General features: G+C 61.7%; 23 protein-coding genes and 1 tRNA gene. 10 read left to right on the top strand and 14 right to left on the bottom strand.

Going from position 1 to position 24307, the window contains the following annotated elements; translation table 11 throughout:
• From AC1RAC_RS21520 to ptsP, 4 genes are all read right to left on the bottom strand, one after another.
• The coding region (locus AC1RAC_RS21520; protein ID WP_492616973.1) for an alkaline phosphatase D family protein at positions 1–1266 on the bottom strand (1266 nt) is incomplete at its 3' end.
• Between the two features lie 205 nt (positions 1267–1471).
• Positions 1472–3181, bottom strand: a complete 1710-nt coding sequence (locus tag AC1RAC_RS21515) for a fructose-specific PTS transporter subunit EIIC (protein WP_259038647.1) — start codon at positions 3179–3181, stop codon at positions 1472–1474.
• A gap of 11 nt (positions 3182–3192) precedes the next feature.
• The gene (pfkB, locus tag AC1RAC_RS21510) at positions 3193–4113 is read right to left on the bottom strand and encodes a 1-phosphofructokinase (protein WP_054896898.1); all 921 of its coding nucleotides are present in this window, start codon (positions 4111–4113) and stop codon (positions 3193–3195) included.
• Positions 4114–6972: a phosphoenolpyruvate--protein phosphotransferase gene (gene ptsP, locus AC1RAC_RS21505; protein WP_492616972.1), complete on the bottom strand. Its 2859-nt coding sequence runs from the start codon at positions 6970–6972 to the stop codon at positions 4114–4116. It abuts the gene before it with no gap.
• A gap of 284 nt (positions 6973–7256) precedes the next feature.
• On the opposite strand from ptsP, the gene cra reads away from it, so the two are divergent.
• Positions 7257–8252 carry a catabolite repressor/activator gene (gene cra / locus AC1RAC_RS21500; protein WP_054919378.1) on the top strand — a complete coding sequence of 332 codons (996 nt, stop codon included), beginning with the start codon at positions 7257–7259 and terminating at the stop codon, positions 8250–8252.
• 2 nt (positions 8253–8254) lie between these two features.
• On the top strand, positions 8255–9031 hold the full coding sequence (locus AC1RAC_RS21495) for a TatD family hydrolase (protein ID WP_492616971.1): 777 nt from the start codon (positions 8255–8257) through the stop codon (positions 9029–9031).
• Here the strand turns inward: AC1RAC_RS21495 and AC1RAC_RS21490 are convergent.
• The 5 genes from AC1RAC_RS21490 to AC1RAC_RS21470 form a co-directional block, all read right to left on the bottom strand.
• On the bottom strand, positions 8978–9406 hold the full coding sequence (locus tag AC1RAC_RS21490; protein ID WP_073524358.1) for a hypothetical protein: 429 nt from the start codon (positions 9404–9406) through the stop codon (positions 8978–8980). The genes AC1RAC_RS21495 and AC1RAC_RS21490 overlap by 54 nt on opposite strands.
• A gap of 125 nt (positions 9407–9531) precedes the next feature.
• Complete coding sequence (locus AC1RAC_RS21485) at positions 9532–10236, bottom strand: methyl-accepting chemotaxis protein (protein ID WP_492616988.1); 705 nt, start codon at positions 10234–10236, stop codon at positions 9532–9534.
• Positions 10237–11826: 1590 nt separating this feature from the next.
• Positions 11827–12663 carry a regulatory signaling modulator protein AmpE gene (gene ampE, locus AC1RAC_RS21480; RefSeq protein ID WP_034126259.1) on the bottom strand — a complete coding sequence of 279 codons (837 nt, stop codon included), beginning with the start codon at positions 12661–12663 and terminating at the stop codon, positions 11827–11829.
• Entirely contained in the window at positions 12660–13223 is a 564-nt protein-coding gene (gene ampD / locus AC1RAC_RS21475) for a 1,6-anhydro-N-acetylmuramyl-L-alanine amidase AmpD (RefSeq protein WP_054896894.1), read from the bottom strand. The genes ampE and ampD overlap by 4 nt, the downstream gene beginning before the upstream one ends.
• Before the next feature lie 61 nt (positions 13224–13284).
• The gene (locus tag AC1RAC_RS21470) at positions 13285–15432 is read right to left on the bottom strand and encodes a DUF1631 domain-containing protein (RefSeq protein ID WP_492616970.1); all 2148 of its coding nucleotides are present in this window, start codon (positions 15430–15432) and stop codon (positions 13285–13287) included.
• A gap of 245 nt (positions 15433–15677) precedes the next feature.
• Here AC1RAC_RS21470 and nadC point away from each other — a divergent pair, with 245 nt between their 5' ends.
• Complete coding sequence (gene nadC / locus AC1RAC_RS21465) at positions 15678–16526, top strand: carboxylating nicotinate-nucleotide diphosphorylase (protein ID WP_089041392.1); 849 nt, start codon at positions 15678–15680, stop codon at positions 16524–16526.
• Between the two features lie 170 nt (positions 16527–16696).
• On the opposite strand, the gene AC1RAC_RS21460 is transcribed toward nadC, so the two are convergent.
• The 3 genes from AC1RAC_RS21460 to AC1RAC_RS21450 form a co-directional block, all read right to left on the bottom strand.
• Positions 16697–17002, bottom strand: coding sequence for a DUF6388 family protein (locus tag AC1RAC_RS21460; RefSeq protein ID WP_034126255.1), 306 nt, complete (start codon positions 17000–17002; stop codon positions 16697–16699).
• A gap of 149 nt (positions 17003–17151) precedes the next feature.
• A tRNA-Thr gene (locus tag AC1RAC_RS21455) sits at positions 17152–17227 on the bottom strand.
• Positions 17228–17291: 64 nt separating this feature from the next.
• On the bottom strand, positions 17292–17705 hold the full coding sequence (locus AC1RAC_RS21450) for a pilin (RefSeq protein WP_054919391.1): 414 nt from the start codon (positions 17703–17705) through the stop codon (positions 17292–17294).
• A 201-nt stretch (positions 17706–17906) separates the two neighbouring features.
• Here AC1RAC_RS21450 and AC1RAC_RS21445 point away from each other — a divergent pair, with 201 nt between their 5' ends.
• Genes AC1RAC_RS21445 through yacG form a run of 4 tightly spaced genes read left to right on the top strand, consistent with a single transcriptional unit; the run spans position 17907 to position 20795 of the window.
• On the top strand, positions 17907–19115 hold the full coding sequence (locus AC1RAC_RS21445) for a type II secretion system F family protein (RefSeq protein WP_492616969.1): 1209 nt from the start codon (positions 17907–17909) through the stop codon (positions 19113–19115).
• Positions 19112–19978, top strand: coding sequence for a prepilin peptidase (locus tag AC1RAC_RS21440; RefSeq protein WP_057976746.1), 867 nt, complete (start codon positions 19112–19114; stop codon positions 19976–19978). Before AC1RAC_RS21445 ends, AC1RAC_RS21440 begins: the two co-directional genes overlap by 4 nt.
• On the top strand, positions 19975–20598 hold the full coding sequence (coaE, locus tag AC1RAC_RS21435) for a dephospho-CoA kinase (protein ID WP_054896889.1): 624 nt from the start codon (positions 19975–19977) through the stop codon (positions 20596–20598). The genes AC1RAC_RS21440 and coaE overlap by 4 nt, the downstream gene beginning before the upstream one ends.
• On the top strand, positions 20595–20795 hold the full coding sequence (yacG, locus tag AC1RAC_RS21430; RefSeq protein ID WP_003188437.1) for a DNA gyrase inhibitor YacG: 201 nt from the start codon (positions 20595–20597) through the stop codon (positions 20793–20795). The genes coaE and yacG overlap by 4 nt, the downstream gene beginning before the upstream one ends.
• On the opposite strand, the gene AC1RAC_RS21425 is transcribed toward yacG, so the two are convergent.
• Positions 20792–21007, bottom strand: a complete 216-nt coding sequence (locus tag AC1RAC_RS21425) for a hypothetical protein (RefSeq protein WP_003171680.1) — start codon at positions 21005–21007, stop codon at positions 20792–20794. The two genes, yacG and AC1RAC_RS21425, sit on opposite strands and share 4 nt — an antisense overlap.
• A 64-nt stretch (positions 21008–21071) precedes the next feature.
• Complete coding sequence (locus AC1RAC_RS21420; RefSeq protein WP_054919398.1) at positions 21072–21761, bottom strand: energy-coupling factor ABC transporter permease; 690 nt, start codon at positions 21759–21761, stop codon at positions 21072–21074.
• A gap of 128 nt (positions 21762–21889) precedes the next feature.
• Here AC1RAC_RS21420 and AC1RAC_RS21415 point away from each other — a divergent pair, with 128 nt between their 5' ends.
• Genes AC1RAC_RS21415 through AC1RAC_RS21405 form a run of 3 tightly spaced genes read left to right on the top strand, consistent with a single transcriptional unit; the run spans position 21890 to position 24106 of the window.
• Complete coding sequence (locus AC1RAC_RS21415) at positions 21890–22519, top strand: DUF1780 domain-containing protein (RefSeq protein ID WP_003188431.1); 630 nt, start codon at positions 21890–21892, stop codon at positions 22517–22519.
• 54 nt (positions 22520–22573) lie between these two features.
• The gene (locus AC1RAC_RS21410) at positions 22574–22747 is read left to right on the top strand and encodes a DUF3094 family protein (protein WP_034126248.1); all 174 of its coding nucleotides are present in this window, start codon (positions 22574–22576) and stop codon (positions 22745–22747) included.
• Positions 22748–22807: 60 nt separating this feature from the next.
• The gene (locus AC1RAC_RS21405; RefSeq protein WP_032903990.1) at positions 22808–24106 is read left to right on the top strand and encodes an NAD(P)/FAD-dependent oxidoreductase; all 1299 of its coding nucleotides are present in this window, start codon (positions 22808–22810) and stop codon (positions 24104–24106) included.
• Positions 24107–24307: the final 201 nt, after the last annotated feature.

Below are 24307 nucleotides of genomic sequence, written 5' to 3'. Positions count from 1 at the left end.
ATAGTGATGCGCCGCACAGTAATGCACATCGGCCGTCAGCCACAGGTGGTTGCGCACCTTGTGCTCATGCAGGAACCCCAGCAGTTCGGCGATCTCCAGCTCACGCCCTTGCGCCGGGCCAGGGTCGCCATTGGCGATCGCTTCCCAACGCGCCACGCCGGGGCTGACCTCACCGTCGGGCACGCCCAGGCCGATAGGCATGTCTGCGGCTACCACCTTCCACTGCGCTTGCGATGCCTTGAGCCCGCGCTTGAGCCAGTCCAACTGTTCACGCCCAAGAAAGGGTTTTTCAGCGCCCAGGTTGTCGTCATTCGGCCCGCGATAGCTGCGCATATCCAACACAAACACATCCAGCAGCGGCCCATAACTGAGCTTGCGATAAATGCGCCCGCCACCGTCGGCGCTCTGTCGGCGCATGGGCGAATATTCCAGCCAGGCCTGGCGGGCGCGGCCCACCAGGGTGTTGATGTCACGGGTCTGGTAACGCTCATCCAACTGCTTGCTCGATGACCAGTTGTTGATCACCTCGTGATCGTCCCACTGCCAGATCTGCGGCACCTCGGCATTGAAGCGGCGTACGTTTTCATCCAGCAGGTTGTAACGGTAATTGCCGCGATATTCATCGAGGGTTTCCGCGACTTTGCTTTTGGCTTCAGTGGTGATGTTGCGCCAGATGCGCCCGCCTTCAGTGGTGAGCTGCGCGGGGACCGGGCCGTCGGCGTAGATGGTGTCGCCGCTGTGGATAAAAAAGTCCGGCAGGCGCAGGCGCATGGCTTCATAGATGCGCATGCCACCGATGTCCGGGTTGATGCCGAAGCCTTGGCCGACGGTGTCGCCGCTCCACACAAAACGGATATCACGCCGCTGTTGCGGCACGCTACGCAGGTGCCCGAACCAGGGTTCACTGGCAATGCCGGTCTGGGCGTCTTCGAAATGCACGCGGTAGAAAATCGCCTGGTCGACCGGCAGCCCGGTGAGCTCGACACGGGCGGTAAAGTCGGTGCGGCTGTCGGCCAGGGGCGAGACGAATCGGCGCGGGTTGCTGAACACGCTGCGGGTATCCCACTCCACCACCATCTTCGCCGGGCGGTCACTGCGGCTCCAGATCATTGCGCGATCGCCCTGCAGGTCGCCCGATTGCACGCCGTCAGTGAGTTGCGGTCGGTCCTTCACCGAAGCGATCACCGCAGGCGCCAGGCCCGGCAACAGCAGGCCAGCGCCCACAGCTTGCATCACGCGGCGGCGACCGAGATCGAAATGGCTCATGGAGGTGCCCTCTTGAGTATCAAAAGGGCCACTAAAGCATGACGGGATGAAGCGCAGATGACAGGCTACAACTGTAGGAGCGAGCTTGCTCGCGAAAAACGTCAACGATCACGCGGGCTTGCTGAATGAACGCGGCGCCTGCGAGTTCTTCGCGAGCAAGCTCGCTCCTACAGGGTATTTGGGCTTGCCCCCACACTTTTACTGGTCAGGCAGTCACGGCCAGCTCGGCCGCTTCCGGCCGCTTGAGCACGGCATACACCAAGCCGGTCAACACACTGCCCGCCACAATCGCCAACAAATACAACAACGCATGGTTCATCGCATTCGGAATCACCAACACAAACAACCCGCCATGGGGCGCGGCGAGTTTGCAGCCGAAGTACATCGACAGCGCACCGGTCAACGCGCCACCGGCGATGCTGGCCGGGATGACGCGCAGCGGGTCTTTGGCGGCGAAGGGAATCGCGCCTTCGGAGATAAAGCACAGCCCCAGGATCATCGCCGCCTTGCCGGCCTCGCGCTCGGTCTGGGCGAACTTGCGCCGGGCCAGCAACGTGGCGATGCCCATGCCAATTGGCGGCACCATGCCGGCGGCCATGGTCGCGGCCATCGGCGCGCCGCTCGACGCGGCCAGCAGGCCAACCGAGAACGCATAGGCCGCCTTGTTGATCGGCCCGCCCAAGTCCACGCACATCATGCCGCCGAGCAAAATGCCCAGCAGCACCGCGTTGGTGGTGCCCATGGTGCTGAGGAAATCCGTCAGGCCCGTGAGCAAGCGGGCGACCGGTGGGCCCACCAGGTAGATCATCACCAAGCCAGTAAACAGGCTCGCCAGTAACGGGATGATCAGGATCGGCTTGAGCGCTTCCAGGCTCTGGGGCAGTTGCACTGCGCGGCTGATCAGCTTGACGCAATACCCGGCGACGAAGCCGGCCAGGATGCCGCCGATAAACCCAGCCCCCAGCGTCCCAGCCAGCAGCCCGCCGATCATGCCGGGCGCAAGGCCAGGACGGTCGGCAATCGAGTAGGCGATGTAGCCCGCCAGCAACGGCACCATCAACAGGAACGCCTGGTCACCCACGGATTTGAGCGCCGCCGCCAAGGTGCCGGGCTGCTCGAAAGCATGGATGCCGAACACAAACGACAAGGCGATCAGCAAGCCCCCCGCCACCACCATCGGCAACATATACGACACGCCGGTGAGCAGGTGTTTGTAGACGCCGGTTTTCTCCGCCTTGGCCGGTGCACCGCCGGCCGCGCTTTCCACCGCGCCTTCGGCCAGGGCTTTGTTGAGGATGACTTCGGATTGCTTGAGGGCAATGCCGGTGCCACAGCGGTAAATCTTCTTGCCGGCGAAACGCTCGGTGGCCACTTCGATATCGGCCGCCAGCAACACCACATCGGCATCGGCAATCGCTTGCGGGCTCAACGGCGTGCGGGCGCCCACCGAACCTTGGGTCTCGACCTGCAGGTCATAACCCAGGCGCTGAGCAGTCTGCTGCAAGGCTTCGGCGGCCATGAACGTGTGGGCCACACCGGTGGGGCACGCGGTAATCGCGACGATACGCGGCGCAGCCTTGGCCGCCACCGGGGCGGCGTCGGCGACATACACCTGGGCTTCTTCGGCGCCCCGGCGCAGCACGCCTTCGACATCCGCCAACGCCTGGGCCGGTGTGCTCTGGAACACACGCTTGCCGACAAACCGCTGCATATCCACCGGGGTACTGCTGACCAGCAGCACCCACTCGGCATCATCAATCGTCGCCTGGGACAACTGGCGCTCCGGGCGCTGCACATCGACGACTTCAACACTGGTGTGCAAGCCCATGCGCTGGGCGGCGGCGTCCAACAAGCGGGCGCACAGCACACTGGTGACCATGCCGTTCGGGCAGGCGGTAACAATGGCTAACTTCATCACAAACCCTCTTATTGTTCTGTCAGCGTGCGCACATCGACGCCGCTTTCGAGATGCGCCAACTGCGCGTCATCGCTGATGCCAAAACCGATCTGTGTCACCGCCATCGCGGCAATCGCCGTGGCCCGGCGCAAGGTGTGCTCCGGCGTATCGCCACTGAGCAAACCGTGGAGCATCCCGGCCAGCAGCGAGTCGCCGGCGCCCACGGTACTGGCCACTGCCACCTTGGGCGGCGTGGCGTGCAGCGCCGCACCCGGGCGGTACCAGGTCACGCCTGCGGCCCCGTCGGAGACCACCACATGTTCGACGCCTTGCTGATGCAGGCGGCTGATGGCATCGGTGGCGTTACCCAAGGCCTCGGCCAACTCTTCGGTATTGGGTTTGACCAGCCACGGGCCAACCTCCAACCCCAGGCGCAGCGCTTCGCCGCTGGTGTCCAGGGCGACTTTCAAACCGAGGTCCTTCAACGCCTCCAGCAAACCTTTAAACCATTGCGGGCTGACGCCGCGCGGCAAGCTACCGGCCACCACGACCGCATCGAACTCCGGGCCAATGATCGCGACCATCTTGAGCAGCGCTTTTAGCGCCTCTTCAGTCACCAGCGGCCCCGGTGCATTGATGTCGGTGACACGCCCATCCTGTTCGGCAATCTTGATGTTGCTCCGGGTTTCGCCGGGAACCCGGATGAAGGCATCGCCAAACCCACGGCGCTTGATCAGCGCATTGAAAGCCTGGGGGTTGGCACTGCCGAGAAACCCGCCCACGCTGACGTAATGGCCTAGGTCCGCCAGCACTTGCGCCACATTCACGCCCTTGCCCGCGGCGTGGGTGAGCATCGCTTCACTGCGATTGACCTCACCGGGTTGCAGGTGCGCCAGGCGTACCGTGAGGTCCAACGCCGGGTTCAGCGTCAGGGTCAGAATATTCGCCATCTACACGGCCTCCACTAGGGCACGCACTTCGGCGGGCGAACCCACCGCCAGTGCTTGTTGCGCCAGGCCCTGGGCCTCGCTCAGACTGAATTCACGCACCCGCGCCTTCACTTCAGGAATGCTGCGGGCCGACACGCTCAACTCATCCACGCCCAGGCCGACCAGCACCGGCACCGCCAGCGGGTCCGCCGCCAACTCGCCGCACACGCCTACCCATTTGCCGTGGGCATGGGCGGCGCGCACGGTGATGTCGATCAGTTGCAGGACTGCAGGGTGCAAGCCATCGGCCTGGGCCGACAGGGTCGGGTGGCCGCGGTCGATGGCCAGGGTGTATTGGGTCAGGTCGTTGGTGCCGACGCTGAAGAAGTCGACTTCCTTGGCGAGGACCGGCGCCAGCAGCGCGGCTGAGGGCACTTCGATCATGATCCCCAGTTGCAGGTCTGCCACTGGGATCTCCAGGCGCAGGCGCTCGGTCATGTCCCGGGCGGCGCGCCACTCATCCACGCTGCCGACCATGGGGAACATGATGCGCAGCGGGCGGTTGTCTGCTGCACGCAGCAATGCGCGCAGTTGCGCTTCCATGATCTGCGGGCGTTGCAACGTCAGGCGAATGCCGCGCACACCCAGAAAGGGGTTTTCCTCTTCGGCGATCGGCCAATAGGGCAAAGGCTTGTCGCCGCCCACATCCAGGGTGCGCACCACCAACGGGCGACCATTGAGGCCGTCGAGTACGCGACGGTATTCGGCCTCCTGAGTGGCCTCGTCTGGCGCCTGGGAGTGAGCCATGAAAATCAGTTCGGTGCGCAGCAGGCCAATGCCTTCGGCGCCCTGCTCCACTGCGCTGGCCACCCCGGCGCTTTCGCCAATATTGGCGAACACTTCCACGGCGTGGCCGTCACGGGTCAGCGCCGCTTCATGGCGCTGGGCCGATGCGGCTTGCAAGCGCTGTTCGCGGCTGTCGCGCTCCACGGTGGCCCGTTGCAGGGTGACGGCGTCGGGGTCCACATGCAGGCGACCACGCTGGCCATCGAGCAACAGTGGCGTGCCCGGGTTGAGCAATAACACCGCAGCGCCAGCGCCGACCAAGGCCGGAATGCCCAGGGCGCGGGCGACAATGGCACTGTGAGCGGTGGCGCCGCCCCGGGCGGTGAGAATGCCGGCAACGCGGGCCGGGTCCAGGCGCGCCACGTCCGAAGGGCCGACCTCTTCCATCACCAGGATGTAGGGCTCGCTCGGTTCCTGCACGCTCTGGACGCCGCACAACTGGGCCAGCACGCGGCGGCCGATGTCACGCAAGTCGGCAGCACGCTCGGCCAGCAAGGCATCCTGCAAGGCTTCCTGTTGCTTGGCGGCGGCTTCGATCACGCTCATCCAGGCGGCTTCGGCGCTTTCGCCCTGCTTGAGGCGGGTGTCGACTTCGTCGGTCAGTTCCGGGTCGTCGAGCATTTCCTGGTGGGTAATGAAAATCTCGCGGATGGCCTTGGCCTGGCTACGCTCGATCAAGCCCTGGATATCCGTGCGCACGTCGCTCAAGGCGGTGTGCAGGCGCTGGCGTTCGGCGGCGGCGGATTCGCCCCGTAGCGGGTAATCGAACACCTGCGGCACCTGGATATGAGCCGGGCCGATCGCGATACCCGGCGCGGCGGCAATGGCCTGGAGTTGGCTACCGCTCAGTGGCGCGCTGAGCACCGGTTCGATATCGACCTGTGCGGGCTGTGCGCTCACCGTGGGCAAGGGCTCGACCTCTTCGCCAAGGCCCTCTTGCACGGCGGCCAAGAGGGCGGGCAGTGCATCGCCGGCCACCGTCGGCTCGGCCACAAACTCCAGCACCTGGCCACGACGTGCGCCGAGGCTGAGCAACTTGCTCAGGCTTTTGACCGACACGGCGCCCACCGCGCCATCGACGATACGTACGCGGATATCGCCGTCAAAACTTTTCGCCAATTGCGCCAGGATCTTGGCCGGGCGCGCGTGCAGGCCGTGGGCGTTGGCCAGGGTAATACGGGCGCTGGGCCAGTCCGGCGGCAGTTCACCGCCCAGCACTTCCAGCACCGCGCGGCTGCTGGTGGCGCGTCCCAACTCGTGGCCGCGCCCTTCAATCAGCAAGGCACACAGGCGTTCAAGCAGGGTCTGGTGCGCTTCACCGAGGCTCGCCAGGCAGAACAGGCCGTGCAAGGGCTGGCCGAGGTAACGCATAGGTTTGTCCGGCGTCACAAAGGCCAGGCCCGGGCGCTTGACCGTCTGCTCGCTGTGCAACCACCACAGGCCATCGCCCAGGGGCAGCGCGTCGACTTGCTGCAATACGGCGGCAAAGCCATTGCTCACGCAGTCGGCCTGGCGCAGCAGGCGCGCACCGCGCCACACCAACTCTTCAAAATCATCGGCCGACACGCCCAGGCTGATCATCTGCGCATCCAGCGCCAGTTCCTGGGGCGCGCCTTGCAACAGTTTCAACAGCGCTTCGGCATTGCCGGCACGGCGCAACGCCTGGCCCAGGTCGGTTTCACCGAGGGCACGGGTGAGCAGTTGCAACAGGCGCAGGTGTTCATCGGATTTAGCCGCGATGCCAATCGCCAGATAGACGATCTGGCCATCGCCCCAGTCCACCCCTTCGGGGAACTGCAGCAGGCGCACACCGGTGGAAAACACTTGGTCGCGGGTTTCTGGCGTGCCATGGGGGATAGCAATGCCTTGGCCGAGAAAGGTCGAACCTTGGGCTTCACGGGCTTGCAAGCCACTGAGATAACCTTCGGCAACCAGGCCATCGGCCACTAATTTGTCAGCGAGCAGGTGCAAGGCAGCAGATTTATCCACAGCCACCTGGCCCATGGATATCTGCTCTACAGGGAGCTCAAGCATGCCGTTCTCCTAGTTAGTGCGACAGGCGCACTAGGTATTGTTGTAGGTAAATATGATCAAAATTAACTGACTGAGCGGTCAATTGGCAGTGGTGACTCAGTAGCGAACATCGTAAAAATACGCTTGCTGAAACGTTTAATCTAGAATTTATGGCAGATTACGCGTTAATTACGCAAGCTTGAAGGGCCACTCGGCGCTTGCTGTGGGACATTGGTCGAATGCTGGAATCGGTTACGATTGGACAAAATGTCGGGGCGAGCGCCAAAAAACAAGGAAATCCCGGTTTGAAACTCAGTGATATCGCACGTCTGGCCGGTGTGTCCGTTACCACCGCCAGCTATGTCATCAATGGCAAGGCCGAACAGCAGCGCATCAGCAACGCCACCGTTGAGCGTGTGCGTGCCGTGGTCCAAGCCCATGGCTTTACCCCCAACCCTCAAGCCGCGGGGCTGCGCAGCCGGCATACGCGGACCTTGGGGTTCATCCTGCCAGACCTGGAAAACCCCAGCTACGCACGCATCGCCAAACTGCTGGAACAAGGTGCGCGGGCGCGCGGCTATCAGTTACTGATCGCCAGCTCCGATGACGAAGCGGACAGCGAGCGCCAACTGCTGCAACTGTTCCGGGCGCGGCGTTGCGATGCGTTGTTCGTCGCCAGTTGCCTGCCGGCCAGCGATGACAGCTATCGCGAGTTGCAGGCCAAGGGGCTGCCGGTGATTGCCATCGACCGGGAGATGGAGCCGAACCAGTTCTGCTCCGTGGTCAGCGACGACCACCAGGCCTGCCAGCAACTCACTAGCAGCCTGCTGCAACCGTTGCCCAAGCAGATCGCGCTGATCGGCGCACGGCCCGAGCTGAGCATCAGCCAGGCGCGTACCGCCGGTTTCCGCGATGCGCTGCAAGGCTTTACGGGCGAAGTGATCATCGAACAGGGCGAAGCCTTCAGTCGTGACTGCGGCCGAGAGCTGATGGAGCAATTGCTTCAACGCCTGGGGCATCTGCCGGACGCGCTGGTAACCACCTCCTACGTACTGCTCCAAGGCGTGTTTGATGCGCTGCATGACTTCCCTCTCAAGTCACGCCCCCTGCGCCTGGGCACCTTCGGCGATACCCAGTTGCTGGATTTCCTCCCGCTGCCGGTCAACGCCATGGCCCAACAACATCAATTGATCGCCGAGACCGCCCTGCGCCTGGCCCTGGCCGCCGTTGAAGAAGAACAGTACCAACCCGGCGTGCATGCGATTGGCCGGACCTTCAAGCAGCGTATCCACGAGGCCTGAGCGTGGAGCTGATCGACACCCACACGCACCTGGACTTCGAGGACTTCGACCAGGATCGCACGCACGTCCTCGCCCACAGCCGTGAACTCGGCGTGCGGCGCCTGGTGGTGCTGGGGGTGTACCAGAAAAATTGGCAGCGGCTATGGGACTTGGTGCAACAGGACGAAGGCTTGTTCGCCGCCTTCGGCTTGCACCCGGTGTATCTCGATGAGCATCGCCCCGCCGACCTGCTGGAGCTGGGCGACTGGTTGACGCGCCTGCATGGCCACCGGCAACTGTGCGCCGTGGGCGAAATTGGCCTGGATTACTTTCTTGAACAGTTGGACCACCAGCGCCAGCAACCGCTATTTGAAACCCAGCTGAAACTCGCGGTGGATTTCCAGCTGCCGGCCCTGCTCCACGTTCGCCGCAGCCACGCCGCGGTAATTGCCACCTTAAAGCGTATCCGCCTGCCCAGAGGCGGCATCATCCATGCGTTCACCGGCAGCGTTGAAGAGGCACGCGAGTACATCAAGCTCGGGTTCAAACTGGGCCTGGGTGGCGCTGCCACCTGGCCCCAGGCCCTGCGCATGCACCGGGTACTGGCCCAATTGCCCCTCGACGCAGTGGTGCTGGAAACCGACTCGCCGGATATGGCCCCGGCCATGTACCCCAACCAGCGCAATAGCCCGCAGCACCTGCCAGACATCTGCACGGCCCTGGCCGAGCGCATGGGTATCAGCCCTCTATTGCTGGCTGAGGCGAGCACACGCAATGCGTGCGAGCTGTTCAACTGGTAGCGCACTGATGGCCTGCAAGTTCAAGGTCATTGTCTGGCGATGACGGGCGTAGCGCACCACCAGCAAATGGATCAACACCGCGACCAGTGAAATGTTGAACTGCGCGATGACACTGAGCAGCCCCAGCCACTCGGCGACCAAGGCCACCAGCAAGGTCGCGCACGTCAGCATGATCATGCTCGGCCGCACCAGCGCCCATTGGTCCAGGGCTCTGAACTGGCGCAACTGCTTGACGCAGCCCAACTGCAACCCGCAGTGGCAATACGTACAGTCAAACGGCACATCGATGGCAATGGCGTTCAGTTGCCAAGGCTTGAGTTCAAACGTCATGTTGCACTGGGCGCAATGCCCCCTGATACCGATTGCGGCGGCCATCGTTTTGTCCCCTCGTGACCGTGACGGATGACATAAATTTTCACCTATTCACGCCCCGATAAAACACGCATCGGTAAATCAAGACATGGGCCACAGGCCCCGTGGTTCAGCCCTTCAGAACCGCCCTACACCCGAAACGCACCAATCAATTGCTTCAACTCAACCACCTGGGTTGCCAGTTGTCGACTGGCCGCTTCCGTGTGCTGGGCGCCTTGCGCTGCATGCTCGCCAGCACGGTTGATTTCGACAATGTTCTGGTCGATGTCGTGGGCGACCGCCGTTTGCTGCTCCACGGCGGCGGCGATTTGCTGGTTCTGATCGACGATCATCCCAACTGCCCCCAGGATATTTTCCAGGGCTTGCTGGACTTTTTCCGACTGCCCCACCGTGCCATTCGCCATTTCATGGCTGCTGCCCATGGCCTTCACCGCCGCGCCCACGCCGCTGTGCAAGCGGCTGATCATCTGCTCGATTTCCTCGGTGGAGTGCTGGGTGCGCCGAGCCAGGGTGCGCACCTCGTCGGCCACCACCGCAAAACCACGCCCTTGGTCACCAGCGCGCGCGGCTTCGATGGCCGCGTTGAGCGCCAGCAGGTTGGTCTGCTCGGCAATGCTCTTGATTACTTCCAGGACGCTGCTGATGGACTGGCTGTCGGCAGCCAGTTGGTTGATCACCCGCACCGATTCGTCAATCTCCGCCGCCAGGCGTGCGATGCCGCCTTGCTGGGATTGCACCAGCGCACGCCCGTTGACCGTTTCATCATTGACGCTCTGGGCACTGCTGACCGCCGCCGCCGCGCTGCGCGCCACCTCTTGGGCGGTGGCGGACATCTGGTTCATCGCGGTCGCCACTTGTTCGATCTGGCTGCGCTGGCCGGACACCGCCTGGTTACTCTGTGCCGACACCGCCTGCACCTGGCCGGCCTGCAACTCCACCTGGCTGACCGTATTCCCAACACGTTCGATCAGGTCATGAATCTTGGCCACGGTGCCATTGAACACCTGGCCCAAGTCGCCCAGCTCGTCGCGGCTTTGAGCAACGAAGGTGACCGTCATGTCACCTGCCGCCACTTTGTCCATCATCGCCCCCAGGCGGCGCAAGGTGGTGCGAGTGGAGACAAAGAAACCGGCATAGAGATAGAAAATCAACGCAAATACCGCCGCCAGGGCCGTGACCAGCAACACCATGTGCAGGCGGTTTTGCGCCAGGCGTTGCTGCAACTGCTGCCCGAGGAACGCCAGGGTGGCGTCATCCAATTGATAGGTCTTGGCCATCAACTGGCTGACGCCGTCATAAAAACCCTGCCAAGACGTATCGAGGGTCTCGGCCATCACCACCTGCTCTTCAAAAAACTCGCTGCCTTGCTTGAGGCTGGCCCGGCTGGCTTGCGCCGAAACGTCGAGGGCTGCATGCGCGGCCTGGCTGGCGCCCAACGCGTCCTGCAGCTTCAAGCCATATTCCCCGTGGAGTTTTTCCAGCTGCTGCAGCAGTTCGTCAAAACGGGTGCTGGAGGATGAATTGATAAAGCCCTGCCCCAGGGAGTACGCGCCCATCGCACGGCCTTCGCCCAAGGCCTGGGTGACTTGAGGGGTGACGGTGGTGACCAGGTCGCTGAGCTGGCGCAGATCACTTTGCGGATCACGGCTCAAGCCGGCTTGGCTGGCAATGATCTGGCTGAACATCTGGGCCTGGTTGAGTAACTTGCCGATCAACGCCGCTTTGTTGAGCAACGAAGTTTCCTGTTGCTGGGCCTTGAACGCAGCGATCAGCTCATCGCGCTTACTGTCGAAGACGGCAACTTGCTCGGGCTGGGTCGCGATGGCGCGCAAGCCTTGCAAGCGCCCCACTACACTCGCTTCCAAGGCGCTGATCCTGGTCTCCAGGTCTGCCGCTTTACCGGACTGGCCGAGGGTGGCATTGATCTCTACCTGGTTGTTGAGGGTTTCCAGATCGCGGCGCAACGCCAGGCTGCTGCCGAGCAGGTCGAGACTCTGCAGTTCGACCCGGGTGCCCTGGTATTCACGCCACGAGTCGCGCACCAGGTAATAGTTGGTCGCCAGCATCGGCAGCAGGAACAGCACGCTGATCAGGCTGAACTTCATGCCGAAACTCAGGCGGTTCATCAGCGCGACGGCGGGATAGAGCAAGCTCTTCACAGGTGACCTCCCCTTCTTTTATTTTTATTGAGGCGCAGGGCGGCGGCAGATAGCCACTATTTGGCGCTCTATCTGTATAGCTCAATTCGAAAGGGAGTTTTGTAACGTAAGGTTAACGGCGTGTCTGGAGGCCAAATGTGGCAAGGGGAAAGCCCTAACGCCATGTAGGAGCGAGCTTGCTCGCGAAAGACTCACAGACGCCGCGTTTATTCAGGAAGCACGCGTTATCGTTGACGTTTTTCGCGAGCAAGCTCGCTCCTACCATCAGGGCAACACCGTCCAGATCGCAAACCCGGCATACCACAGCACCGCCGCACGCAGCAGCAGTTCCCACAGGCGATCCAGGCTGTTGATGCCATCGGCCCCCACCACGGGCGCAGGAATTTCCGCGGCGGCCAGGCCGACTCTTTCCACCAACTGTGCCGCGCTGATGTCCCAGCTCAACAGTTCGTGGAGCATCACACGGCTGACCCCGACGAAATTACCCACCAAGGCAAAGCTGGCCGCCAGCAGGCGTACCGGCAACCAGTCAAACGCGTGGCGCAGTTGCGTGGCGCGCTCGGCCACCAACGGGTTCTGGCTGTTTTCGCTGGCCAGCGCCAACAGGCGGTAGGCCAGGGCGGCCACCGGGCCCAGCAGGAAATACCAGAAAATCACCGCGAAAAAGCTTTGATACGCCTGCCACAGCAGGTAGCCCTGGACGCGCTCCAGCAATTGCTCGCCACTGTCGGCGCCAAGTTTGAGGTCGCGTTCGGCCACATGCTCGGCCGCTTGCAGGTCACCGCGCCGCCAGGCGTCGCGAAACGGCCCCAGCCCCGCCAATAGATCGCCACGGCCCAGGCTGTAGATCACCACCAGCAAGTGCACCGGCAATGCCAACAGGCCATAGGCCACCGGTTCCAGGACCAGCAACAACAATGCCAGCAATGCCACCGGCAGCAGCACCAATATCAGCAGGATCAACCAAGGGCGCTTGCCCATGCGCGGGCTCGATTCCAGCTTGGCCAGCTCACGCAGCCATCCACCGTCGCGCTGCAACCGCAGGCGCAGGGCCGAGAACTTCTCGATCCACACGGCCAGCACCAACACCAGGAAACTCATCGTTCGTGTCCTCCATCCTGCAGGGCGCTGCGAAAGCGCGCCCAATCAAAAGCGGGGCCCGGGTCGGTCTTGCGCCCCGGAGCGATGTCGCTGTGACCACAAATACGTTGGCGGGTGATATCTGGGTATGCGGCCAGCAGTTGGCGTGTCAGGTCGATCAACGCCGCATACTGGGCATTGGTAAACGGTAGGTCATCCGTGCCTTCCAGCTCGATTCCCAGAGAAAAATCGTTGCAGACCTCGCGCCCTTCAAAGACGGAAATACCGGCATGCCAGGCACGGTCGCGGCACGAAACAAATTGCGTCACAGTGCCGTCACGTTCAATCAGAAAATGCGCAGACACTCGTAGGCTCGCGATCCCTTCAAAATAGGGATGCTCTGAGATATCCAGGCGGTTCTGGAAAAATTCCTGCACCTTGCCGGTGTTGAACTGCGCCGGGGGCAAACTGATGTTATGCACCACCAACAGCGAGATTTCGCCTTCAGGGCGCTCGTTGAAGTTGGGCGAAGGGCAATGACGAATGCCCTGGCACCAACCGCTGGCGGGGTCCAACTGCATACAGGCTCCTTGAATGATAAGAGGTGTGACCAGTATGCCGCGTTCCACCCTGCGGTTGCGATCACTTGCCGCGATTGAGTTGCCGCAGGTTGTCCACCACCGCTGCCAGCGCACGCTCGAACAGCGGGCCATCATCCAAGGCGTGCAGGACGCCCTGCTTGAACGCCAGCGCTAACTGGCCCGCGCTTTTCTCCAACACTTTGAGGCCCGCGCGGCTGACAAAAACATAGGTATCGGCGGGCGGCATGATGGCGGTCAATTTGCAGCGCAGGGTACCGGCTTCATTTTGCTGCAGCGCTACCCAGGTACCGGCTCGCAACTGCTTGGCTTTGAGCAGGTCGGGGTCATCATGGGGCAGTGGTTCGTCGGCACCCGGCGGGCCAGCCCCCAGGATAAAAGGCTCACGGACTTCAACCAGCACCTCGCCGTCGAGCGGCTGAACATGCATGGCCTGCAACCGCAGGAAGAACTCGCGGGTACTGAAAGGATCGAAGGCCGCACCGGCCAACCCGTCACGCAAGGCCTTGAGCAGCCCGGGTAATTGCTCGAGCAAACGCCGGCCCGCTTCGGTGTCTTCACGCAGGCCGACGCTCCAGATCAATTCATCCACGGTGCGCAGTGCCGCCTGCCACTGCAGCGATTGTTCACCGTGCTTGAGAACGGCCACTAACAGCACCTGGCTCCAGGCCTGCTGCACAAATTGCAGCACCGATTGCGGCAAGGTTTTGCCCACGAGCCGCCGATTGAGCACGTGCGCCACACGCTGGCGCGCCACCTCGACCTGCAGGCGCTCTTGCTCGGCGTCACGGGTATGTCGCGCAAGTCGCTCGCTGCGCTTGCGCTCCTGGGCTATGAATGCGCTGAACGTGGTGAGCAACTGGGAGAAAATCGCCGGGTCTTCGACAAACTCATTCAGCACACGCTGTACGAGTTGCTCGATACACAGATAGAGGTTGTCCCGTGGGTGGTCATGGGGCGGGCTCCAGCCGATGACGGCACTCGCGATGTCATTGAGCAAGCGCCGCGCCGGATGCTCCGCGCAACTGAACAGGCTCTTGTCCAGCACCGCCACTTTCAGCAGCGGGATCTGCAAACGAGCGATCAGCGCCTTGAAAGCGTCCGGCACACTGCTGTCATCGAACATGAACTCGAACAGCATGGCGACTAGATTGGTCACATCTTCGTCTGCCTCTTCTAACACCCTCGACTTGCCGCTTTTGACGCTGCCCCGGGTCAGCAACTGTTCCAGCTGGTTGCGCAGGTCGAAATCGTCCTCGCCACCGGGCTCCGGGACATATTGCTGCAAGTGCGACAACAGCCGTAGCAGGTCACGGGTGGCAATCGGCTGCGGCTCGGCACTGGCTTCAAGGGTCGGGGCCACGCTGCCACGCACGGCTACCAGTAACTTTTGCAAGGCACTGAACGCTTGCTGGCCGCTTTCATCCAGCGGCGGGTCGGCGACCGCTTGGCTGGTGTAATGCTGGTGCTCCCGGGCCTCGCGCCCGCCAGCTCGACGGGACGGGACCGTCTTGAGTTGCGGCAATACGCCGGTGGCGATCAGCAATTGGTTGGCCTCGCCATACAACAGGTCGGCATCACTGAGCACGTATTTCTCAAACAGCTTGAGCATGACCAGCTTGACGCGAATCTCCACCCCCAGGCTGCGCCCTGCTTGCAGGAAAAACTCACAAAGCCGCGCAGGGCCCAAGGGGTTTTCAGGGTCCTCCAGGCGCCTGCCGAGCAGTTCACTCAAGCGTGCGTTCAACTGCCCCAGGGCCAAGCCATCACGATGCCGCACCCGACCGAGCATCGCCTCCAGAGCCACGGCTTTTTCCACATCATCCGCGCTGGTGCCGGGTGCCGCCTCATAAGACACCACCGGCACCAGGTGTGCACCGCTGCACCGGGCCTGGCCCAGGTTGGCGAACGCCACAAACAGCTGCTCCATGAACACGCGCTCGAAGTTCTTGCGCTTGAGGCGCAGGTCGCGCATGGCCTCGAAAAAAATATGATGGTCGACGGTGCTACGGGCCTTTTCGGCCATTTCGAACAGGGTGTCGTCGGCGTTATCGAACAGTTCCTGCAAGCCTTGCTGCAGCTGTTGCGCAGCCTTGTCACGCACCTGCAGCAACACCACCGGCAGGCGCGCGAGCGGCGATGGCGTGGCCTGTGCCCTGTTGATAGGCACCACCTTCCCGTCATTGTGCATCCTGGCCTCCTGAAACGGCGGTTTTGAGCGGTGGAGAGACGGAGCGCAGGCCCGGCAGGCACTGCAAACACCCGATCACCTCCAGGACGTCAAAGCTATGACGCCAATTGCAAGGCGCGAGATTATCTTGCAAACGAGGGCAGTTGCGCCAGCACACTCTGACTTTGTGCGGTAAATGAGTGGCGAGCCTGGGTTAGAACGCACGCTGGCCCTATAATCGAGGCACTTTGTTTGTGGAGCCTGTTATGCCGAACCTCCGTCTTGCCGACCTCACCGCCGAAATCGAAGCCAACGTGCGCCGCGCACTGCTGGAAGACATCGGCAGTGGCGACATCACCGCGCAGTTGATCCCGGCCGAACGGCTGGCCAAGGCCACGATCATTACCCGTGAGGCGGCTGTTATCGCCGGCACGGCGTGGGTGGATGCGGTGTTTCGTCAACTGGACCCACGGGTCGCTGTGCACTGGCAGGTGGCTGATGGTGAACGAGTGAGCCCCAACCAGGCGTTGTTCCACCTTGAGGGCCCGGCCCGCTCGCTGCTCAGTGGTGAACGTAGCGCGTTGAATTTTCTGCAATTGCTGTCAGGGGTTGCCACCCGTGCGCAATTTTTGGCGGACTTTGTCGCCAGCACCCAGGTCAAGCTGCTGGACACCCGCAAGACATTGCCCGGCCTGCGTTTAGCGCAGAAATATGCGGTGACCTGCGGCGGTTGCCACAACCACCGTATCGGGCTGTATGACGCGTTCCTGATCAAGGAAAACCACATCGCCGCCTGCGGTGGTATTGCCCAAGCGATCACCGCCGCCCACAAGATCGCCCCGGGCAAGCCGGTGGAAATCGAAGTGGAAAGCCTGGAGGAATTACGCGAGGCCCTGGCGGCGGGTGCCGACATCATCATGCTGGATGAACTGAGCCTGGAAGACATGCGCGAAGCCGTGTGCCTGAACGCAGGCAAGGCCAAACTGGAAGCCAGCGGCGGGATCAATGAAACCACCTTGCTGCCTATCGCTGAAACCGGCGTGGACTACATCTCCATCGGCGCGATGACCAAGGATGTGAAGGCGGTGGATCTGTCGATGCGCCTGAGCATCTGAGAAACCATGCAGGGCCGGGCGATTGTGGCGAGGGAGCTTGCTCCCGCTGGAGTGCGCAGCGCTCCCAAACCGTTCATCGACGTACACCTGATGTATTTCGATCACTTAATTTGGGGCTGCTTCGCAGCCCAGCGGGAGCAAGCTCCCTCGCCACAACAAGCCCGCCGTGCCTAGACCACCAGATTATTCATCTCGCAGTACTCGTCCCAATCGACACCCAGCACCTCGGCCGCCTCTTTGTGCAAGGCCAACCGCGCGGCTTCGAACTCTTCCGGCGTCGAGGTGTACTTGAGGGTCAACTCCCAAGGCTGGTAGCCCTGACTCTCGGCCTCATCTTCGAATGCCCACTGAATCTGGTCGCGCTGATCGTCGGCACTCAGGTCCTTGATCTCTTCTTTAAGCTGCGGCGTCGCTTCAAGGTAATGCTTGAGCGCTTGTTCGTGCCGTGCTTCCTGGGTCATCTCAGTCGTGGTCATGTCGTTCTCTTAGATCGAGGAATGGGAATGCATCTGGGTCTTCAAGGTTGCGCAGATACAAAAGAGCGGGGGCAAATGCCCGGCTCACCTGGCCTTCAGAACCATTCTGGGATCATCTGAAAACATTGCCGTTGAAACAGTGGTGCCTGTGGTGCCCGAGACAGGAATCGAACCTGCGACCTTCGCGTTACGAGTGCGCTGCTCTACCGGCTGAGCTACACGGGCGGTGGGCTAAAGCTAGCACTGCATTGGGCATGCAGCAACCAACTCGCTCACCGCCCGGCGACTGTCACGCGCCGTTGGCGCCGCAGCCCTTGGCAGCGTACTGCGGCTCTACCGTGGTGGCACAGCTCCAGCCGGTGGTGGCGCTGCGGGTCAAGGTGATGGTCTTGCCGAGCACGGGCGCGGGCGCGTCCAAGATTTCACAACGGATGGAGCCTGCGCCCGAGGCCACATCGCCTGTCGCTTCGATCACGCAGTTGGCGGTAGGGCTGGCGCCACCGATGAGGGCCAGGGTTGGCACGGTGCCCTGGTTGATGGCGTCCTCGTAGCCGGCCTTTAGCGCGCTGATTTCAGCCAACCCCGCCGTGAACTTGGCCTTGGCCTGGTGCTTGGTGTACATGGGCAGACCGATGGTGGCCAAAATGCCGATGATTGCCACGACGATCAATAATTCGATCAAGGTAAAACCTTTTTGACGCATCTCTTTCACTCTCCAGAATAGAACCATGACAAGGCGCATCCTGCGCCCCGTAGTGTGCAACGGCGCCAGTGTACTCATCCCCACGCAGCCGTTCGCCTGCAAGACGCACAATCTGACATTTTATCGCCCAGCGCCAGCCTGCCCGAATTCGCCACCTGACTAAGCTATAAATTCTTCACGACCTGGGTGCGCCAACCTCACATGAACGACACGTCGACAATCTATGCCTGGGAAGGCATCAACCGCAAAGGCCGCCGGGTTTCCGGGCAAATCGCCGGGCATAACCTTGCGCTGATCAAGGTACAACTGCGCCAGCAAGGGATCTGCCCTGAGCGTGTGCGCAAGAAATCTTACGGTTTACACATCTTCAAGACGCGAATAACGCCCGCAGATATTGCCCTGTTCACCCGCCAGTTAGCCACCTTGCTCAAAGCCGGCATCCCGCTGCTGCAAGCCTTCGACATCATCAGCGAAGGCGTCGAAAACCTACAGCTGCGCGAACTGGTGAAGGCGTTGAAACAGCACATTGCCAGCGGCCACCCCTTGGCCACTGCCCTGCGTCAATATCCCCGCTACTTCGATGAGTTGTATTGCAATCTGGTAGCAGTTGGCGAAATAGCCGGCGCCCTGGAAACCTTGCTCGAGCGCGTGGCGATTCATCTGGAAAAAAGCCAACGGCTCAAAACCAGGATCAAGAAAGCCATGACCTACCCTGTCGCGGTACTGGTAATTGCCACAGGGGTGAGCACAGTGCTGTTGATTCACGTTGTGCCGCAGTTCCAGAACCTGTTCGCCGGGGTCAACGGCCAATTGCCGGGGTTTACCCTGGCGGTCATTGCACTGTCGGAACTGTTGCAACACGCGTGGTGGATGCTGGGGCTGGGCGTGGGCGCCATAATGGTCGCTGGGCATCACGCCTATCGAACTTACCCGGGCTTTCGCCATTGGTTGGCGGCGGGTTTGTTGAAAGTGCCCGTGGCAGGCAAACTGCTGCACAAATCTGCGGTTGCTCGCTACGCTCGCACACTTTCCACCACCTTTGCGGCGGGCGTCCCTCTGGTACAGGCATTGGGTTCGGTGGCCGGCGCCGTCGGCAATGGCCCCTTCAAACAGGCAATCGAACGTATGCGCCACGATGTATCCACAGGCATGCAGTTGAATCAATCGATGCATAACAGCGGCCTGTTCCCAGGCATGGCGATCCAGATGACCGCAATCGGGGAGGAGTCCGGCACCCTGGACCGCATGCTGGAAAAAGTCGCGAACCACTACGAGTCAGACGTGGATACCTTGGTCGACAACCTCACCAGCCTGATGGAGCCGCTGATCATGGTCGTATTGGGGGGGATTGTCGGCGCGCTGGTAGTCGCCATGTACCTGCCGGTGTTTCAATTGGGGACGGCGTTTTGAGCCTGCTGCTGAGCGAACATCCCTGGGCGTTTGTTGGCCTGGCGCTGGTGTTGGGCCTGATCGTCGGCAGCTTCCTCAATGTGCTGGCGTGGCGCCTGCCCAAAATGCTCGAGCGGGAATGGCGTGCCCAGGCCCATGAGATTCTCGACTTGCCAGCCGAGCCCGGTGGGCCGGCCTATAACCTGATGCACCCGAACTCCTGCTGCCCGCACTGCAATCAACCGATTCGGCCTTGGGAAAATATCCCGGTGCTCAGCTACCTGCTGCTCCGCGGGCGTTGTGCCCACTGCCGCGACCCTATCGGCCTGCGTTACCCCCTCACCGAACTCGCGTGCGCGCTGATCTCAACCGCTGTCGCCTGGCACTTCGGCTTCGGCTGGCAAGCCGGCGCGGTGATGCTGTTGAGTTGGGGCTTGCTGGGCATGAGCCTGATTGATCTGGACCACCAACTGCTGCCGGATGTGCTGGTGCTGCCGCTGCTATGGCTGGGGCTGATCCTCAACAGTGCTGACCTGCTGACGCCACTGCCCGATGCAGTGTGGGGCGCGGTCATCGGCTACATGAGCTTGTGGTGCCTGTTCTGGCTGTTCAAGCTGGCCACCGGCAAAGACGGCATGGGCCATGGCGACTTCAAGTTATTGGCCTTGCTGGGAGCCTGGGGCGGCTGGCAGATTCTGCCGATGACCCTGCTGATGGCCTCGCTGCTGGGCGTATTTGCCGGGCTGATCCTGCTGCGTTTGCGTAAGGCCCAGGTGTCAGCGCCAATGCCGTTTGGCCCCTGCCTGGCAATTGCCGGCTGGATTGCATTGCTCTGGGGTGGTCAAATAACCGACTTCTATTTGCAGTCTGTCGGTTTCAGATGACCACTTCTGTTGCAACACCCTGGATTCTTGGACTCACGGGCGGCATTGGCAGCGGCAAAAGCGCTGCGGCCGAGCACTTTATCAAGCTGGGCATCGACCTGGTGGATGCCGATCATGCCGCGCGCTGGGTGGTCGAGCCTGGCCGCCCTGCCCTGGCACGCATCGCCGAACATTTCGGCGCCAGCGTGCTGCAACCCGACGGCCAGCTGGACCGTGCCGCGCTGCGCAAACTGATCTTTGAGATCCCACAAGAGCGCCTGTGGCTGGAAGCCTTGCTGCACCCGCTGATCGCCGAGGAAATTCGCAGCCACCTGGCACGCGCCCGATCGCCCTACGCGATCCTGGTGTCGCCGCTGCTGATCGAGTCCGGACAGTACAGCATGACCCAGCGCATCCTGGTGATCGACGTGCCGCAATCGCTGCAGATTCAGCGTACCCTGCAGCGCGACGGCATCAGCGAACAACAGGTGCAGGCGATTCTCAAGGCCCAGTCCAGCCGCGAAGACCGCCTGAACCATGCCGATGACGTGCTGGTCAACGATAAGGACCTCGCCTGGCTGCACGGCGAGGTCGAGCGACTGCACCACTTTTACCTTACTTTGCGTGGAGGCCGATCATGAGCCAACCCTTGACCGTCGACTGCCCAACCTGCGGTGCACCCGTGGAATGGAAAGCGACCAACCTCAACCGACCGTTCTGCTCGGACCGTTGCAAGCTTATCGACCTGGGCGCCTGGGCCGCTGAAGAACACAAGATTCCCGTGGCCCCTGACGCCGAAGATGAACTGTTTTCCGAAGACCTGCCACCGCGCCACTAAGGCCGCATAAAGGCATATTCCTGCTGGTCGTCGAGGTTTTCTGCAAGGTATTGCAACTCGTCGGCCAGGTCTTCAAAACTGCGTACCCCCTTGCTTTGCTGCACCACCGCACTGAGCATGGCGCGCAAGGTCAAGCCGGGGTCAAAACCGATTTCCTGCGCTGCATCCTGGCTTCTGCGCAACTCCTGCCGTGCCCACTCGTACACACTCATGATCCGTGCTCCTGAAAATTTTGCAGAGCATGGACCCGCGCCGCTGCCTGGCGTTTGACCTGGATCAACGCCGCGAGTCGTCGTCCTTCCACGGCGCCGAGAGGTAGCGGGTACGGTTGAACGTCTCCAGCCATTCCGGACAAAACACCACCAGCGCGCTGATGACCATGCCGTTGATGAAGGCTTCGGGAAAGATGATCAGCCATAGGTAACCGACAAAATCTTCCAACCACTCAGGCATCGCAAAAAGACCGTCCAACCACAACAGGCCCAGGCCGGCCAACAGGCACAGCAATGCCGACAGTGCGGCAGCAAAAAAGCCCGAACAGAAGATATACACAAAGGGGTTTCTCGGCTGCGCCCGTTCTACCAGCAGCGCGCACCCTTCGGTGACCAGCACTGGCAGCACGATCAGCAGCAGGCCATTGATGCCAAGCGCGGCCAAGTCCTGGCGCCCCAGCAACATCAAGCCAAGCTGGGCGGCAAAGCCTCCGACGATTGCCAGCGGCCAATCCAGCAGCAAGGTCACGGCGGTCATGCCGATAAAGTGGTAGGACACGCCGGTATCGAAATCCCGTCGCACCAGCCACAGCATGAACAGCGCGAACACCGTACCGAACAGCAAATGCTGGCGCCGACGGTCGGCAAACAGCTCCACCCATGGCGAGCGCAGAGTCGCCCACATCACCACGGGCGCATATACCAGCCAGCCGAAGCCGAGAGTCTGGGGTGCCAGAACCGCTGCACTGATCACGGATGCTCTGCCTTTACCAAAAACCTCATCACACACCTCGTCCCTGGGCCTGTTTCACGCAAGCATTCTACACCCGGGTTTTAAGGCAAGACTTCCTGTGGTCATCATTTGAACGCTAAGCTGCGACTATGGATGACTCAGATTATTTGCGCCTGCTCACCGTAGCAGCCGAACAAGCCAATGCGTTTCTGTCCAATGCCCGCAAGTGGGAGCGTGAGCGTTGGGTCTGCCAGCGCCTGTTACAAGGCTTGAATGTGCCCTACCGTGTCGAAGAATTCCACGCAGCGGGCCAGGAGCCGCCCGACGTGTTGTTTCGCGACGCCAGCTTCGAGGTCTTTTTTGTGTTGGATGAGGGCCGCCGCCTGAACGACGAGTGGCGCGATGAGTTGCTGCGCAGGCGCAGTGCTTTCTCCTTGAGCCAACTGGTACGGCGCGAAGCCAAGCCACGGCGAATCCCCGCCCATGAATTCCTCCTGCGCCTGGCCCCCACACTGCGTAAAAAAGCCCACAACTATAAAGAACGCGGGATGGACTTGGGGGAGCTGGACCTTATTGCGTTTACCAGCCTCAAGCGCGAAGTACTGGACCTCAACAGCCATTTTCCGCCGCCGACCGAATACCTGCGCCAGGGCTGGCGCTCGCTGTCACTGGTGGGTCCAACCTTCGCCCGGGTGTTGTTCGCGCACCCGGACGCACCGGATTTCTTGCGCAACAACCTTGGCCGCAGCATAGTGTTTGATGTCGGCATCAGCCTTTGATGCCCCTGGCTGTAACGTGGCGCCCCTTTGCAACGTCTACCTGACGAGGCCTTTATGACCAGCCGCCTGAAACCCGATGACCAAGAGCGTGTCGAAGAGTACCTGCGACTTTCCCAGCACAGAGTCGAGCGCAAGCCTTTCCGGCCGTGGCTGCTCCTCTGCGTGGTGTTGGTCGTGGTAATCGGGCTCGGTGCGCTGAGCCGCCTATTGAGTTACCTGACGCTATGAGCCGCCTGGCGCTCGCGAGGGTAACTGCTCCGATTTCTTTTAGCCTTGCGAGATATCCCCATGACCCATCGTATTATTATCGTCGGCGGCGGTGCCGGCGGCCTGGAGTTGGCTACCCGCCTGGGTAAGACCCTGGGCAAGCGTGGCAAGGCCAGCATCACGCTGGTCGATACCAACCTGACCCACATCTGGAAGCCGTTACTGCACGAAGTCGCGGCCGGCTCACTGAACTCATCTGAAGACGAACTCAACTATGTTGCCCAGGCGAAATGGAACCACTTCGAGTTCCAGCTAGGGCGCATGAGCGGGCTTGACCGTGAGCAGAAGAAAATCCAGCTGGCCGCCACCCTCGACGAAGAAGGCCGCGAACTGGTGCCTGCCCGCGTGCTGGGCTATGACAGCCTGGTAATTGCGGTAGGCAGCACTACCAACGACTTCGGCACTGAGGGCGCAGCGCAACACTGCCTGTTCCTCGATACCCGCAAGCAGGCCGAGCGCTTCCATCAGCAACTGCTCAACCACTACCTGCGCGCCCATGCCGGGCAGACCGACGCCGTTGAACAGATTAGCGTCGCCATCGTGGGTGCCGGTGCCACCGGGGTCGAGCTGGCCGCCGAGCTGCATAACGCCGCCCATGAACTGGCCGCCTATGGCCTGGATCGTATCAAGCCGGAAAACATGCACATCACCCTGATCGAAGCCGGCCCGCGGGTATTGCCTGCACTGCCGGAGCGGATCGGTGGGCCAGTGCACAAGACCCTGGAAAAACTAGGGGTGACGGTACTGACCAACTCGGCGGTCAGTGAAGTAACTGCCGATGCCTTGATCACCAGCAGCGGCCAGGTGATTCCGGCCAGCCTCAAGGTCTGGGCGGCCGGTATCCGCGCACCCGGTTTCCTCAAGGACATCGACGGTCTGGAAACCAACCGCATCAACCAACTGCAAGTCCTGCAAACTCTGCAAACCACCCGCGACGAAAATATCTTCGCCTTTGGTGATTGCGCCGCCTGCCCGCAACCGGGCACCGACCGCAATGTGCCGCCACGGGCCCAAGCGGCTCACCAACAGGCGTCGTTGCTGGCCAAATCGCTCAAGCTGCGGATTGAAGGCAAGGAGCTGCCGACCTACACGTACACCGACTACGGCTCGCTGATCTCGCTGTCGCGCTTTTCCGCGGTGGGTAACCTGATGGGCAATTTGACGGGCAGTGTGATGCTGGAAGGCTGGCTGGCGCGGATGTTCTACGTGTCGCTGTACCGCATGCACCAGATGGCGCTGTATGGGTTCTTCCGCACGGCGATGCTGATGCTGGGCAGCAAGATCGGCCGCGGCACCGAGCCACGCCTTAAATTGCATTAACAACCTGGTCTCGAAGGAGGCCTGGCAAATGTGGGAGCGGGCTTGCTCCCACATTTGTTTTGCGGAGAATTCAGGATTCGCGCGCACAAAAAAAATCCCCGTATCTTTCGATACGAGGATTTTTAATATGGTCGGGGTAGGGGGATTCGAACTCCCGACATCCTGCTCCCAAAGCAGGCGCGCTACCGGACTGCGCTATAC

It is taken from the genome of Pseudomonas sp. GW823-FHT02F05 (assembly GCF_058797315.1).
Note: the sequence above shows the minus strand (reverse complement) of the source record. Positions and strands in the feature narration are given on the sequence as shown.